A 16,045-nucleotide genomic window follows, 5' to 3' on the forward strand; every position below is an offset into this window, starting at 1 on the left:
GATCTATCTTATGCTTTGGGATTGGAGTTGTTATATGAGCAGATTTTCCATCATAGCGTATACAGTTGGAGGTTTGTTTTTTTTAATCAGTTGCTCATTTTCAATATTTTATGGTTACAAAGTGATTTCACATGATTTACCCAAAGAACAAAAAGCAGTAGTAAAGTATAACTACCATTTTGTGCTTATTCCAGAAGAGTTGGACAACGAATATTGGAAACTCGTAGAAAAAGGGGCAAAGGATGCGGCCCAAAAATATGGTGTTCTGCTAGAATATGCAGGACCAAAGCAGGCAAACATTGATGAGCATGTAAAGACGATTGAAATGTCGGCTGCCTCCAAAGTGGACGGCATCATGACCCAAGGATTGAATGACGAGCAATTCACTCCTCTGATTGACCGGGTCGTTGCCAGTGGAATCCCTGTAGTCACTGTTGATACGGATGCCGCTAACAGCAGAAGACTAGCCTATATTGGAACCGATAATTATTATGCGGGGTATTTAGCGGGCAAAGCTTTGATAGCGGATACATTTGGGAAAGTAAATGTGGCGATTATTACCGGCAGTTTTTATGCCAACCATATGCAGCAGCGGGTCAAGGGGTTTGAAGATGCCGTTAAACCGGAGAAAAGAATCAATATAATCGACGTGGAAGAATCCGAGATTAGCAGGGTAAAAGCGGCAGAAAAGGCAAATCAAATCCTGCAGGAACACCCAGAGGTAACAGCCTTTTTTGGGACAAGTGCCTTAGATGGAATTGAAATAGCGCATGTCGTAAAAAAATATCATAAACAAAGGCAGATTTATATTATTGGCTTTGATACGCTTCCGGAAACACTTGATTTTATTAGAGAGGGTACGATCAATGCAACCGTTGTTCAGGAACCCTATCAAATGGGATATGGGGCGGTTAAAACGATGATTGAGCTTATCCAAGGAAACAAAGTCCCGCCAATTGTTCATACCGATACTCGAATCTTAAGAAAATCAGACTTACCTTTGAGTAATCAGCACCGAAAGGCGGCTGATAACTGATGCTATTCCGGATAAGATCGAAACTGTTATTATATTTTATTGTTCTTGTCGTTTTACTTACCTCAGTTGGGATGTTTTTTTATGACCGAAGTGAAAAACTGGTTACTGAATACGATGAAAGTTTTGAACGATTTCTTTTGCTTAATGATATTTCACAAAGAAGTAATTTTCTGACAGAAAAGCTTCATGGGTATATTTTAGATAAGGAAAAATCGTATCTTCAAGACTATCGAAGCGAAAAAATCAAATTAATTAAGGACCAAAAGAGACTAGTGAAAGTGATGAACACCAATGATGTGACACTCACGAATTATAAAAATATGATTGATAGCTTTTTAGATGAGGGAGATGCCACGATAGGCGCATTCCAGCAGGATCAGATTAACCAATACTCCAGTCATTTTAATGAAGTTTTGAAGGTAAACTCCTTCATCCAAGAAAGTACACTTGCCTTATTAAATAATAAATTAACAGACTACCAAAAATTTTATGACCAAATGGAGCAGCAAAATCATTTTTATAAACTCTTGTCGATATCCCTGTTTGCGGCGGCTTTTTTCCTTAGCACTTTGCTTGCGTTATGGATATCGGGCGGGATTACCAAACCCATCAGTTTGTTATCAAGAGCCGCTAAAGAGATTTCGAAAGGAAACCTTTCCGGTGAGGATATTAAAATAACCACTAAGGATGAGCTCAAACTGCTAACAGAAACATTTAATCAAATGCGCAGTAACCTTAAAGTACTAGTCACCGAAATCAAACAACAAGGAGAGCTCGATAAGCTGTTAAAAGAATTAGAGTTAAGAAGTTTGCAAAACCAAATGAATCCGCACTTTTTATTTAATACGCTCAACACTGTTTCTAAGATGGCGTATCTTGAGGAAGCTGAGGAGACGTCGAGACTGATTGAAGCAGTTGCGGCACTATTACGCTACAATCTAAGTGATTTTGATAAAGTTTCAACTTTAAGAGACGAAGTCAGTATTGTGAAAGAGTATTTCTTTATTCAAAAAACAAGATTCGGCGACCGTATTCAATTTATCACGGAAATTCAGGAAGAATATCTAGATATTGAGATTCCAAGTCTCATTTTACAGCCTTTAATTGAAAACGCATTCATCCATGGGGTTGAAGAATATGAAGAAAATGGTGTTATTGAGCTTCATATATATCGGCTGAATGACTATATCAATGTTGAAGTAATTGATAACGGAGCAGGCATGGACGAACGGACGAAGAGGAAGCTCCTTCTTTATGCAGATGGATTGGACAGTGAAGAAAATGTGGAACTGGATAAAACGAAGGAACAATCCAATGGTATTGCAGTGAAAAACGTGATTAAAAGGCTGCAGCTTTTTTACCAACAAAAAAATGTGGTGGAAATTGAATCAGAATTATACAATGGAACGATTTTCCGACTGAAGATACCTGTAAAGGTTAGAGGGGGAAACAAATTTGTTGAAAATTCTTATAGCAGATGATGAAATACTTGAACGAAAAGCGGTTGCTAAAATAATAAAAGGCTCGAAGGTGGACGTAACGGTTATTGGGGAAGCGCAAAACGGGAGAATCGCCATTGAAATGGCCCAGGAACACCGGCCGGATATTATTTTTATGGATATCAAAATGCCGGGAACCGACGGTGTCCAAGCAGTAAAAGAGATTAAAAAGTTTGAACCAGACATTCGTTTTATCATGGTTTCTGCTTTTAATACGTTTGAGTATGCCAAAGAGGTAATGCAGCAAGGGGTAAAGGAATACATCCTCAAGCCGAGCAGTAAAAAGGATCTTCTTGATAGCTTGCAGCGGGTTGCAGATGAGATTCTTGCAGAACGAAAGGCAAAGGAAGAACAGCAGAACTTAAGAGAAAATCTTAACCGTGCCGTTTCGATTGCGCAAAAAGAGTGGGTATCTTCTCTTTTAATGAATCAAGTACAAGATATGACCTTTGATGAGTGGAGCCAGCTGCTTGGCGTGGAGATTATATCCGGCTATGCGATGTTATTTACCTTAAAGCAAACCTCTAAGACCGAACTTACTTCTCAAGAAAAAGAGAAATGGTATAGCTGGCTAAAAGATACGCTAAAATCTATTGTGGTCAAGCATGAAATTATGGTGGGGGCGATGATGGAGTGCCAAGTTCCTGTCCTATTTCTTTGTAAAAAGTCAGCGGAGAAGACCCATTTTAGAACAAACGCAGAAAGCATAATCGAGAACCTCTATCGTCTCTTTAAACAAGTAAACTTTAGCGCAGAATTAAGGATTGGGATTGGCCACCCTTATAACCATGCCCATGAGCTGAATAAATCCTATCATGAAGCAATACTTGCACTTGAGGAGCTTTTAAAAACGCCTAACCGCCAATATTTATTTTATAACAAGCAGGGGCCTGCCTTCGAATTACCTTCTGACTCAGAGATCATTGAGGTGGAGAAGAGGCTGCTTGATAGTGTCAGACAGGGTGATGTCAATCAGGTGATGCTGATCTTTGATTCCTTTGTGACAAAACTTGGGTCAAATAATATAAAAGCTTCCTTTGTAAAAAAATCGTTCGAGGAGCTGTTTATACTCCTTTCGCGTATGCTTCATGATCTTGGGATTACCTATGATCGGATTCCTAACATTGATGAGTCAGAGGATATTCGGATGGTACTAGAAGCGGGAAAAGCTCACTTACTTGCGGTTGTTCAGCATGTTCAGGTATGGCGGAATAATCATGCAAAGGGAATGCTGCAAAAAGCCAAGGATTATATTGAAACGCATTATGCTGATTCAATCACATTGGAATCTGCAGCTGAATACGTAGAACTAAGTCCGTTTTATTTTAGCAAGCTATTTAAAGATCGATTTGGAATGACCTTTATAGATTACTTGACGGAGATTAGAATCAAGAAAGCCAAAGCGGAAATGCTCGACCCGGGAAAGAGCATGAAGGAAATCTGTTATTCTGTCGGCTACCGGGATCCAAACTATTTCAGCAGGGTGTTTAAGAAACTAACAGGATTGTCGCCAAGTGAGTTTCGTAAGGCAACGGTAAATTAGGATTATCTCGTTGGGGCCAATTTCGTGTGAAATTGGCCCCTTTTATTTTAAACAGTTATATTACATTGATGTTTCAAAGATTGCAAAATAATCTAGATAATCGCAAATATGTGCTATAGGTCGCCCCTACTGTAACTGTTGCCCCCATGCTAATATATTTGCAAGGGCTTACATTAGGGCTGAATTAAGCTCCAAGAAAACAGCTTAATAGGGTCTTTATAACACAGTAAAGGGAGATTGATGAGTGTGAAGAAAAAAGGTTTGATTCTATCTTTAACAGTTGCATCTAGTATTCTTTTAGCGGCAGGCTGCAGCAGTTCCACGAGCGGTTCTGGAGATTCTGCAAGCAGCAAAGACAGCAAGCTGCCAGCTGTTGGAGCAACCATCTATAAGTTTGATGATAACTTCATGTCTTACGTACGCCGTGCAATGGAAACTTCAGCAAAAGGAAATGTTAACTTAATGCTGAACGATTCACAAAATGACCAGGCCAAACAAATCGAGCAAGTGGATACGTTAATCGCTAAAGGTGCAAAGTCGCTGGCAATTAACCTAGTTGATCCAAAAGCAGCTCAAACCATTGTGGACAAAGCAAAAGCTAAAGATATTCCTGTCATCTTCTTTAATAAAGAGCCAGATGAAAGTGTACTACAAGGCTACGATAAAGCCTACTATGTCGGAACAACTTCATCAGAATCAGGCGTGCTGCAAGGTGAATTAATCGCTAAGGCTTGGGAAGCGAACAAAGATAAGTGGGACAAAAACCATGACGGCAAGCTTCAATATGTTCTATTAAAGGGTGAGCCAGGACATCCAGATGCGGAGGCTCGTACAAAATATGTAGTTGACACTGTGAAATCTAAGGGTATTCAAGTAGAACAATTAGCAATGGATACGGCGATGTGGGATGCAACCAAAGCGACTGAAAAAATGGATGCTTGGGTTTCTAAGTATAACGATAAAATTGAATTTGTCATCGCTAACAATGATGGTATGGCTTTAGGAGCTATTTCATCACTAGAAAAAGCAGGCTATTTCTCTGGCGACAAGTTTGTCCCAGTTGTAGGTGTTGATGCAATTCCAGAAGCACTTGAAATGATCGAAAAAGGCAAAATGGTTGGTACTGTCTTGAATGACGCGAAGAACCAAGGTAAGGCAACGATTGACCTAGCTGCAAATGCTGCAAAAGGCAAGGATGTTCTAGACGGGACAGAGTGGAAGCTTGACGACAAGAAAGCCGTTCGTGTTCCTTACGTTGAAATCACAAAAGACAACATCCAAGTTGGTAAAGATGCTTATAAATAGAAAAGCGGAAGCGCCTTGCCCAGGGGCGACCGGCATAAGACGAGCCGGCGAGAAGGCTGCCCTTTAGCCTTCTTGACGGATTGGCTTATGACCCGAGCCCCTAGGCGCTGGAGCTAGACAAATAGAAAAGCGGAAGCGCCCGTTTAGCGGCGTATGGACTGGAGCGCTTTGACCGAGATAAAGGAAACACGAAGAGCGATAGCGATTCGATGTTGACTTATCGTAGGGCAAAGAGCGAAGTCGACTCGCCGCTGGGAGCTGGAGCTAGACAATAAGAAAAGCGGAAGCGCCCGTTTAGCGGCGTATGGACTGGAGCGCTTTGACCGAGATAAAGGAAACACGAAGGGCGATAGCGATTCGATGTTGACTTATCGTAGGGCAAAGAGCGAAGTCGACTCGCCGCTGGGAGCTGGAGCTAGACAAATAGAAAAGCGGAAGCGCCTTCCGGGGGTGGAAGAACCATCCCCCATAGCGCTCTTCGAACGAAGGAAAAGATTATGCTTTTCCTTCGTTCGGAGAACTAAGCTTACACACTAGTAAAGCTGGAAACCGTGAAAATATTAAATTCAGATAGTTTTTATTAAATAGATATGAGCCGGACTAGGAAAGGCCGCTCATATTTTTAAATGGTTAAGTTAGGAGGTTCACTTATGACAGGATCTAGTACTGCCAATCTACTTGAAATGCAAAATATTACAAAGCGATTCCCCGGGGTACTTGCTTTAGACAATGTTACCTTGAAAGTGAAACCGGGTTCGGTCCATGCCTTAATGGGTGAAAACGGTGCAGGGAAATCGACCCTAATGAAATGCTTATTTGGAATTTATTCGATGGACGAAGGCAAAATTACCTTTAATGGAAATGAGGTTTCATTTGCTAACTCCAAACAAGCCTTAGAAAATGGCGTTTCCATGGTGCACCAGGAATTGAACCAGGTCCGCCAGCAAAATGTTATGGATAATATATGGCTGGGGCGTTATCCAAAGAAAGGTATTTTCGTAGATGAAAAGAAAATGTACGAGGATACCGCTGCTATTTTTAAAAGTTTAGACATTAATATCGACCCGCGCAGTAAGGTTAGTTCATTATCGGTTTCGGAAATGCAAATGGTCGAAATCGCGAAAGCTGTGTCCTATCATTCAAAAATTATCGTAATGGATGAGCCAACATCATCTCTAACTGAGACAGAAGTCAATCATTTATTTAGAATCATTAAAAGGCTTCAAAGTGAAAATGTCGCGATCATCTATATCTCGCACAAAATGGAAGAAATCTTAAAGATCTCTGATGAAGTCACGATCATGCGTGATGGTCAGTACATTGCAACCAGAAGTGCAAAGGACTTAACAACAGATGAGATTATTAAGTTAATGGTAGGCCGTGACTTATCACAGCGCTTTCCGGCCAAGGAAAACAAGCCAGGGGATGTGATCTTGAAGGTTTCTGATTTAACAGCAGAAACACAGCCTTCTTTTACAAATGTTAGCTTTGAGCTGAAAAAGGGTGAAATACTTGGAATCGCTGGTTTAGTTGGTTCCAAGCGGACAGAAGTTGTCGAAGCAATCTTTGGAATCAGGGCATTGAAATCCGGAAAAATTGAGCTGAATGGTAAGGAGGTTAAAAATCATTCTCCACAGCATGCCATCAAAAACGGATTTGCACTTGTAACCGAGGAGAGACGGTCAACAGGAATATTTTCAGATTTAAGCATTAGCTTTAACTCGATTATTTCGAACATGAGGCAGTACAAGACAAAGAGCGGGTTTCTATCCAATAAGAAAGTAGCGGACGATACTCAATGGGTCATTGACTCAATGAAGGTAAAAACTCCATCGCAAAAAACATCGATTGGCAGTCTATCCGGCGGGAACCAGCAAAAGGTTATTATCGGGCGCTGGCTTTTAACAAAGCCTGATATTTTATTGTTGGATGAACCAACTCGGGGTATTGATGTTGGGGCAAAGTTTGAGATTTACCAATTAATCAACCAATTAGCTGCAGAAGGAAAAGGAATTATTATGATCTCTTCCGAAATGCCGGAGCTATTGGGTACTACCGACCGAATTCTCGTGATGAGTAATGGAAAAGCAGCTGGGATCGTTGATACGAAGACGACTTCCCAAGAAGAAATCATGCGATTAGCCGCATTGTATTAGGAGGCGACAAAAATGAGTACAGAAGCTTTAAAAAAATCGGGATCTAAGGATGTACAAAAATCGAAATCAGGTTTCTCAAAATGGATTGTTGATAATGTCATATATTTGGTATTACTTCTACTAGTAGTTGGGATTGTGGTAGCATCCCCGGATTTCTTATCGATGACGAACTTAATTAATATCCTCAGTCAGGCATCTTCACGTGTTATTATCGCCCTTGGGGTAGCGGGAATCCTGATTTTAGCCGGTACTGACCTTTCAGCAGGCCGGATGGTCGGATTAGCAGCGGTTGTTTCAGCTTCCATGCTTCAAGCAAGTGATTATGCTTATAAAATGTACCCACATTTACAAGAATTACCGCTTTTTGTTCCAATTATTATTGCAATGTTAGCAACTGGTTTGATTTCTGCTATCAGTGGTGTGATTGTGGCTAAGTTTCATGTTCCGCCATTCATTGCCACTCTTGGTATGATGATTGTCGTGTACGGTACTTCTTCTATCTACTTTGACCGTCCTCCATATGGTGCACAGCCGATTGGCGGTTTAAGCGAAAAGTTTACAACGTTTGCACAACGAGGAATAAAGCTTGGGCAATATGAATTTCCATACCTGATCTTCTATGCCATTATTGTATCACTCATAATTTGGGTGATTTGGAATAAAACGCAGCTTGGTAAAAATATGTATGCAATTGGTGGAAATCCTGAAGCAGCAAAGGTGTCAGGGGTTAACGTAGCAAAAAATATCATCATCATCTATATGATCGCTGGTCTTCTTTACGGCTTCACAGGTGTTCTTGAAGCAGGCCGTGTAGGCAGTGCCACAAACAATACGGGTAATATGTATGAGATGGATGCGATCGCTGCCTGTGTAGTCGGCGGAGTGTCCCTAACAGGTGGTATTGGAACAGTACCGGGGATTGTAACCGGGGTTCTTATTTTCCAGGTTATCAACTATGGATTAGCTTTTCTGGGGGTAAGCCCGTACATCCAATTTATCGTAAAAGGTTTAATCATCATCGTCGCAGTAGCCTTCGATATGCGCAAACACGCAAAGAAAAAATAAACAAAACCAAAGGCAGCCTCCAACTTGGAGAGCTGTCTTTTACTATATGAACGATGGAAACATAACTATGTTTATTATCTGTAAAATAGATCGTTCGATATTATAGAATATCTTTGGGGATTAGTGGAAGAAGTGAAGCATCGTGGTAATTACTTAATAATATGAGTTATGCAGGTTAAATGAGTTCGAAAAATAATATATTTCAGAAATATTAAAATTAATAAATAATATACTAGACGAATGAAATTAATTGTATTACAATACTAAATATCAATTAATTCAACGACTAAACATACCTTTTCTACGAAACTACTAATTAACGGATGTTTATGTCAGAAAAATCAAAAAATATATATAAGGGGGATTATCATAATGAAGAAGAATTTTGCAAAGATGTTTATGGCTTCAACATTACTGGCTGGTGTATTAGCAGGATGTTCGGGAGCGAAAGATAGTGCCGGCGGCGGCGATACCATTAAAGTTGGCGTGAACTTAGAGCTTTCAGGAGGAGTTGCTTCTTACGGGGAGTCACTAGCTTCTGGGATCAACCTTGCTGTTGATGAAATTAATAAAAAGGGCGGAGTTGACGGCAAGAAGATTGAGCTTGTAAAAGTGGACAATAAATCTGATGCAGCTGAAGCTACAAATGGTGCCATCAAGTTAACCAGCCAAGATAAAGTAACAGCTATTATCGGTGCTGCTACAAGCGGTGATACCGTTGCCCAAGCGGAAATCGCTGATAGCAATAAAACAGTTTTATTAACTCCATCAGGAACAGCTCCAAACGTAACGGTTACAGATAAAGGGAAATTAAACGAATACGTATTCCGTACTTCATTTATTGACCCATTCCAAGGAACAGTTGCAGCCAACTTTGCAGCTAATGAATTAAAAGTTAAAAACGTTGCCATCTTTGCAGACAGTGCAAGTGACTATGCGAAAGGTTTGGCAGCTTCATTTAAAGAAACGTTTGAAAAAGCAGGCGGTAAGGTTGTTTCTGAAGAGGCGTATGTTGGGAAGGATACAGACTTCCGTGCAACGTTAACACGCATTAAGTCTAAGAATCCTGAATTTATCTTTATCCCTGGATATTATGAAGAAGTTGGTTTAATTGTAAAACAAGCCCGTGAATTAGGAATCACTGCTCCACTAATGGGTGCAGATGGCTGGGATTCACCGAAATTAGTAGAATTAGCTGGTGCCGATGCGTTGAACAACACATTCATCACAAACCACTATTCTTCTGAAGACCCAGACAAAAAGATTCAAACATTTGTAGCTGCTTATAAAGAAAAGAACAATGGAGAATCGCCGAATGCTTTCAACGCCCTTGGTTATGACACTGTCTATCTATTAGCAGATGCAATCAAGAGTGCAGGCAGCACGGACTCAACTAAAATTAAAGAAGCTTTAGAAAAGACTAAAGATCTTTCTCTTGTAACAGGTATTGTGACAATCGACAAAAACCACAACCCAATTAAATCGGCAACTGTTTTAGAATATAAAGACGGTAAGCAAGTATTTAATACAAAAGTAGATCCTAAATAAATCGAGGATTCTCTCAAAATATGATTTTGAAAAAGACTTTTTCGCTAGTATGGCGAAAAAGTCCTTTTTTTTTCGTTTAAGAAATTAAAAAATTTTCGCTTGTGGATAACTGTTAATAAAACGACTGTCTACGTGTGCTCCAGCGCCTAGCCCCTCGATGGTCTACAGCCACTCAGGGAATGAAGGCAAAGAAACTCTTCTTTCCCTGAGCTTTTTATGCTTGTCAGGGCTGTTCAAGGCGCTTGCGCTTTTGTTCTTGGCATGGTTCTTGCATATTAATCTAGCAAAAAGATAATTACTTCGCTTTTAATTTCAGGAGGTGCTTTTGAAGTGAATAAGATTATTTCATTGGAAGAAGTTTCATCCATTTTTAGAAATGGTATGAAGATTATGACTGGGGGTTTTATGGGGGTCGGTACACCTCAGGAGCTTGTTTCAGCCTTGCTTGAAGCAAATGTACAGGATATAACCTTGATTGCAAATGACACCGCCTTCGTGGATGCGGGTATAGGGCCTTTAATTGTAAATAAACGCGTGAAAAAGGTGATCGCTTCACATATTGGGACAAATCCAGAAACCGGCAGGCAAATGATATCTGGTGAAATGGAAGTAGAACTAGTACCACAAGGGACTTTGGCTGAACGTGTACGTGCCGGGGGCTCAGGATTAGGCGGAGTGTTAACTCCTACTGGGGTGGGAACGGTTGTCGAAGAGGGAAAAGAAAAAATTACAGTCGATGGTCGTGAATATTTGCTTGAAAAACCACTTCGTGCTGAGGTTGCTTTGTTAAAGGCTTATAAAGCTGATAAAGCTGGGAATTTGATTTATCATCGTTCTGCCAGAAACTTTAACCCCTTGATGGCATTGGCTGCAGACACTGTAATTGTGCAAGTCGAGCAGCTTGTTGAGGTGGGAGAAATTGATCCAGATGAGGTCATGACACCTGGAATTCTCGTCGATAAAATTTATGTTCAAGGAGGCTGTCAGTAATGACTACTACACTTGTAAATGCAAAGCAAATTATTTCGGCGCGTGTGGCAAAAGAAATGAAAGATGGAGATGTTGTAAACCTTGGCATTGGGCTGCCAACCATGGTGCCCAACTACCTGCCTGAGGGCGTAAACGTAATCCTGCAATCGGAAAATGGATATGTCGGTCTTGGTCCTTTAGAAGGCGAAATTGATCCGGATTTGGTTAATGCCGGCGGACAGCCTGCAGGTATTATTCGCGGCGGTGCTTTCTTTGACAGTCTGTTTTCCTTTGAACTAATCCGCGGCGGGCATGTCGATGTTACTGTTCTTGGAGGGCTGGAAGCAGATGCGAAGGGAAATCTCGCCAACTGGATGGTTCCTGGAAAAATGGTTCCTGGCATGGGAGGGGCAATGGATCTTGTGACAGGTGCAAAAAAGGTGATTGTTGCGATGGAACATACGGCAAAGAATGGTTCGTCTAAAATCCTCGAGCAGTGCCGTTTGCCTTTGACCGGTAAGGGTGTAGTTGACTTAATTGTAACGGAATTAGCTGTTTTCCGTGTAACAGAGAATGGTTTGGTCCTAGAGGAACTTCAAGAGGGTGTTGATTTAGAAACTGTAAAGAAAAAGACAGAAGCTTCTTTTGCTGTAAGTCCGGCAATAAGGTGAATAAGTTTTGGCGGAAAATCCCTAAAAGGATGATAATAACGGTAATTCCGAAAAAACGGAAAATTCCGTCTTTCAGGAAACAATTACAGTGTTTTTTCCGGAATAACGGAATCGTTTCAGCTAGGGTTGCGTTTATTTTAATAAAATGACCTTGGCATAATTCTTGCAACTAAAAAGAAGTAAGCTTATTAATGGAAACGCTTACCCACTGAAGGTAAACGAGGAAGCTTATAAAAACAATTAAGGGGGATTTACATGGAATTATTTGTTATTTTACTGGCACTCGGGCTGCTGATGTTTGTAGCCTATCGTGGATTTTCAGTCATTTTATTCGCACCATTATGTGCACTCCTTGCCGTATTACTTATTGATCCAAGCCATGTATTACCATTCTTTTCTGGAGTATTTATGGAAAAAATGGTTGGATTCATTAAAAACTATTTTGCTGTCTTTTTATTAGGGGCGATTTTTGGAAAACTGGTTGAAATGTCAGGGATCGCAGAATCCATCGCTAAAACGATTGTTCGTTTACTTGGAGCAAAACGTGCGATGCTGACGATTGTTTTATTAGGAGCGATTTTAACCTATAGCGGCGTAAGTTTATTCGTAGCTGTTTTTGCTATTTATCCATTTGCAGCACAAATGTTTAGACAAGCAAATATTCCTAAAAGGCTTATTCCAGGTACGATTGCTCTTGGTGCCTTTACATTCACAATGGACGCTCTGCCAGGAACACCGCAAATTCAAAATGTAATCCCAATTAACTTCTTTAAAACAGATATTTATGCGGCACCAACACTTGGAATCATCGGAGCTATTTTTGTTCTTGTTCTGGGGCTCTTGTATCTTGAAACAAGAAGAAGAAAAGCAGAAAAAGCTGGTGAGGGCTATTACGGCTTTGGTACGGAAAACGCTGCTGCCGCTGAAAAACTGGAAGAAAAGGAAGCATCGGCTCCAGATTTGACCTCACAACAATCCGTTCTAAAACAAATTTTAGCTTTTGTTCCACTCATTCTTGTGGGAGTGACAAATAAATTATTTATAACATACATTCCAAAATGGTATCCAAACGGATTTGATTTTTCAGCGATCGGCTTGAAGGTTTACACGGTCGACGTTACAGCGATGGCCGCGATTTGGGCGATTATTATGGCATTAGTAGTCGGTATTATCTCATCTCTTCTCTATGATTGGAAAAGGGTTACGAAAAACTTTAAGGAAGGGCTGAATACCGCAATTGGCGGGTCCTTGCTGGCAACGATGAATACAGGTGCCGAATATGGATTTGGCGGCATCATCGCCGCACTTCCTGGCTTTGCAAAAATTAGTGACGGGATTTCTGGTACATTCACGAATCCACTTGTAAACGGGGCGGTCACAACAAGTACACTCGCTGGTATGACTGGCTCAGCCTCAGGGGGAATGGGAATTGCGTTAGGTGCAATGGCCGAGAAGTATAACCAAGCAATCGCCGCAGCCAATATTCCGCCAGAAGTAATGCACCGCGTGGTCGCCATGGCATCAGGCGGAATGGATACACTTCCGCACAACGGAGCCGTTATTACCCTGCTTGCCGTAACAGGATTAACACACAAACAATCCTATAAAGATATTTTTGCTATAACGATGATTAAAACAGTAGCTGTATTCTTTGTTATCGCACTTTATACTGTCTTTGGAATCATATAAGAAAAAGAGATTACTGCAATTAGGAGGCACATATAAATGAGCATGTTACTCGAAGGAAAGACAGCATTCATTACCGGGTCAGCGAGTGGAATTGGGTTAGAAATAGCAAAAACTTTCGCTCAAGAGGGAGCTAAGGTAGTCATTTCCGATTTAAATGCTGAAAAGAGTGAACAGGTGGCGGAAGAATTAAGGGACCAGGGTTTTGAAGCCTTAGCCGCACCGTGTGATGTAACAAACGAGGAAGCCTTTAAAAATAGTATTCACCAAGCCTATAAAACTTTTGGCCGGCTTGATATTTTAGTCAACAATGCCGGGATGCAATATGTTTCACCGATTGAAGAGTTTCCAACGGAGAAGTTTGAACTCTTAGTAAAAATAATGTTAACGGCCCCCTTCATTGGCATTAAAAATGTTTTCCCGATTATGAAGGATCAGGGCTTTGGCCGGGTGATTAATATGGCGTCGATCAATGGGGTGATTGGTTTTGCTGGAAAGGCTGCCTATAATAGTGCAAAGCATGGTGTCATCGGATTAACTAAAGTTGCGGCATTAGAAGGGGCGACTAGTGGGATTACGGTTAATGCGCTCTGCCCGGGATATGTCGATACACCGCTCGTAAGAAATCAGTTAGCTGACCTCGCTACAACAAGAAATGTCAGTTTAGACAGTGTAATTGATGAAGTTCTTTTACCGCTTGTTCCACAAAAAAGACTATTATCTGTTTCGGAAATTGCCGATTATGCAGTGTTTTTAGCAAGTGATAAAGGAAGAGGAATTACCGGCCAAGCCGTTATTTTGGATGGAGGGTACACAGCGCAATAATTCTTTAGAATCCTATTCGTTATTGGATAGGATTTTCTTGTCGTTTTGGGAATTATAAAATTTTCGCTTGTGGATCACTGTTATAAAAGGACTGTCGACGTCCAGCTCCAACGCCTAGCCCCTCGAGAGCATAAGCCAATCCGTCCAAAAGGTTAAAAAGCAACCTTTCAGCCGGCTCGTCTTATGCTTGTCGGGGCTGACCAAGGCGCATGCGCTTTTGTTCTTGTGATGAAAAATCTTCTAATCTATTTATTACCAATCATCCTTTGTTATAATAAATATATCCAATACAGCAAGGGTGTGAATCTATGACTAGAGGAATGGAAGCGATTCCACACGACTGGCATGAACAGATTATCAATCTATTAGCGGAAAGAATCGTCGTGACCGACCGTGAAGGAACGATTATCTATATTAATGAAGCCTATTGTGAGTTTTTAGGAACAACTATTGAAGAAGCGATCAACCGCCCTGTTCAGGATGTGATTGAAAATTCAAGAATGCATATTGTCGCTAAAACAGGTAAAAAAGAGCTGGCCGCCCTGCATCCCATTAATGGAAGTGAAATGATCGCAAACCGGTACCCTCTTTTCGTCGATGGGAAACTTGTAGGGGCCCTTGGGACTGTTATGTTCCGCAGTCCAGAAGAATGGCGGATGTATAAAACTAAGATTCAGCATTTAGTGGAGGAATTAAAATATTATAAAACTAAAGTAGAAAAAGAATTAAAGAGTAAATACTTTTTTCAGGATTTAATTGGCAGCAGTGAGCCCTTCCTCGCGGCAAAAAATTTGGCGGAGCGAATTTCAGCCAGCAACTCCTCTGTCCTTTTAATAGGGGAATCCGGTACAGGAAAGGAATTGTTTGCCCATGCCATTCACAACCACAGCCTGCGTTCCTCCTTGCCGTTTGTGGCAATTAACTGTGCTTCCATACCTGAACATCTCCTAGAATCAGAACTATTTGGCTATGATGATGGTGCTTTTACAGGAGCGAAAAAGGGAGGGAAAAAAGGGCAGTTTGAAATGGCACATAATGGTACACTTTTTCTAGATGAAATCGGCGATATGCCACTTTCGATGCAAAGTAAGCTGCTTAGAGTTCTGCAGGAAAAAGAAGTCCAGCGGGTTGGCGGGCAAAAATCCATTCCTGTCGATGTTCGTATCATTGCCGCTACACATCGCGATCTAGAAAAAATGGTGGACGATGGTGAGTTTCGCCGGGATTTATATTATCGCTTAAATGTAATAAAAATTGAAATCCCCCCTTTGAATAATAGGAAAGCTGATATAAAGTTAATATCGATGAGTCTGTTAAAAAAGCTGGAACGGAAGTTTTTTCGAACAGGAATTGAAATTTCAAAAGAAGTGGAACAAAGATTAATGGAGCATTCTTGGCCTGGAAACATTCGTGAACTCGAAAATGTGCTGGAGCGGGCCATAAATGTCCTTGATGGACAAACCATAGAAGTATTCCATCTTCCATTATATTTACGCGAACTAGAATTGCAGAGTTCTAGCCAAGTTGATAGTCCCGTTACCAACATAAAACCTGTTGAAAAATTGTCTTCGTCAATTATCCCGTTAAAGGAAAGACTGGCTCAAGTGGAAAAAGAAGCAATTTTAAATGCGCTGACTGAGACAAATGGAAATAAACAGGAAGCAGCAAGATTGTTGAAAATAGGCAAAACGAGATTTTACGAGAAATGTAAGTTATATGATATAAAATAGATTCTCTATCTT

General features: G+C 40.8%; 12 protein-coding genes. All 12 read left to right on the top strand.

The genetic code is table 11. The features are described from left to right. Positions 1-34 precede the first annotated feature (34 nt). The 12 genes from M3226_RS16195 to M3226_RS16250 all read left to right on the top strand — a co-directional run bounded on the left by M3226_RS16195 (position 35) and on the right by M3226_RS16250 (position 16,033). Positions 35-1,036: a sugar-binding protein gene (locus M3226_RS16195; RefSeq protein ID WP_251566836.1), complete on the top strand. Its 1,002-nt coding sequence runs from the start codon at positions 35-37 to the stop codon at positions 1,034-1,036. Continuing rightward, on the top strand, positions 1,036-2,517 hold the full coding sequence (locus M3226_RS16200) for a sensor histidine kinase (protein WP_251566838.1): 1,482 nt from the start codon (positions 1,036-1,038) through the stop codon (positions 2,515-2,517). Before M3226_RS16195 ends, M3226_RS16200 begins: the two co-directional genes overlap by 1 nt. After that, positions 2,492-4,078: a response regulator transcription factor gene (locus M3226_RS16205; protein ID WP_251566840.1), complete on the top strand. Its 1,587-nt coding sequence runs from the start codon at positions 2,492-2,494 to the stop codon at positions 4,076-4,078. The genes M3226_RS16200 and M3226_RS16205 overlap by 26 nt, the downstream gene beginning before the upstream one ends. Positions 4,079-4,318: 240 nt before the next feature. Next, positions 4,319-5,383 carry a galactose/glucose ABC transporter substrate-binding protein MglB gene (gene mglB, locus M3226_RS16210; RefSeq protein WP_251566842.1) on the top strand — a complete coding sequence of 355 codons (1,065 nt, stop codon included), beginning with the start codon at positions 4,319-4,321 and terminating at the stop codon, positions 5,381-5,383. Positions 5,384-6,033: 650 nt separating this feature from the next. Next, a complete protein-coding gene (mglA, locus tag M3226_RS16215) occupies positions 6,034-7,539 on the top strand; it encodes a galactose/methyl galactoside ABC transporter ATP-binding protein MglA (RefSeq protein ID WP_251566844.1) in 1,506 nt (501 codons plus the stop codon). A 12-nt stretch (positions 7,540-7,551) separates the two neighbouring features. Next, positions 7,552-8,604, top strand: a complete 1,053-nt coding sequence (gene mglC / locus M3226_RS16220; protein WP_251566846.1) for a galactose/methyl galactoside ABC transporter permease MglC — start codon at positions 7,552-7,554, stop codon at positions 8,602-8,604. Between the two features lie 372 nt (positions 8,605-8,976). Then, positions 8,977-10,152, top strand: coding sequence for an ABC transporter substrate-binding protein (locus M3226_RS16225; RefSeq protein ID WP_251566848.1), 1,176 nt, complete (start codon positions 8,977-8,979; stop codon positions 10,150-10,152). A gap of 330 nt (positions 10,153-10,482) precedes the next feature. Beyond that, entirely contained in the window at positions 10,483-11,142 is a 660-nt protein-coding gene (gene atoD, locus M3226_RS16230) for an acetate CoA-transferase subunit alpha (RefSeq protein ID WP_308211950.1), read from the top strand. Further along, on the top strand, positions 11,142-11,792 hold the full coding sequence (locus tag M3226_RS16235; protein ID WP_251566850.1) for a 3-oxoacid CoA-transferase subunit B: 651 nt from the start codon (positions 11,142-11,144) through the stop codon (positions 11,790-11,792). The genes atoD and M3226_RS16235 overlap by 1 nt, the downstream gene beginning before the upstream one ends. Before the next feature lie 255 nt (positions 11,793-12,047). Then, on the top strand, positions 12,048-13,481 hold the full coding sequence (locus M3226_RS16240; RefSeq protein WP_251566851.1) for a GntP family permease: 1,434 nt from the start codon (positions 12,048-12,050) through the stop codon (positions 13,479-13,481). A 36-nt stretch (positions 13,482-13,517) separates the two neighbouring features. After that, a complete protein-coding gene (locus M3226_RS16245) occupies positions 13,518-14,303 on the top strand; it encodes a 3-hydroxybutyrate dehydrogenase (RefSeq protein ID WP_251566853.1) in 786 nt (261 codons plus the stop codon). A gap of 308 nt (positions 14,304-14,611) precedes the next feature. Next, complete coding sequence (locus M3226_RS16250) at positions 14,612-16,033, top strand: sigma-54 interaction domain-containing protein (protein WP_251566854.1); 1,422 nt, start codon at positions 14,612-14,614, stop codon at positions 16,031-16,033. Positions 16,034-16,045 lie beyond the last annotated feature (12 nt).

It is taken from the genome of Neobacillus cucumis, assembly GCF_023715505.1.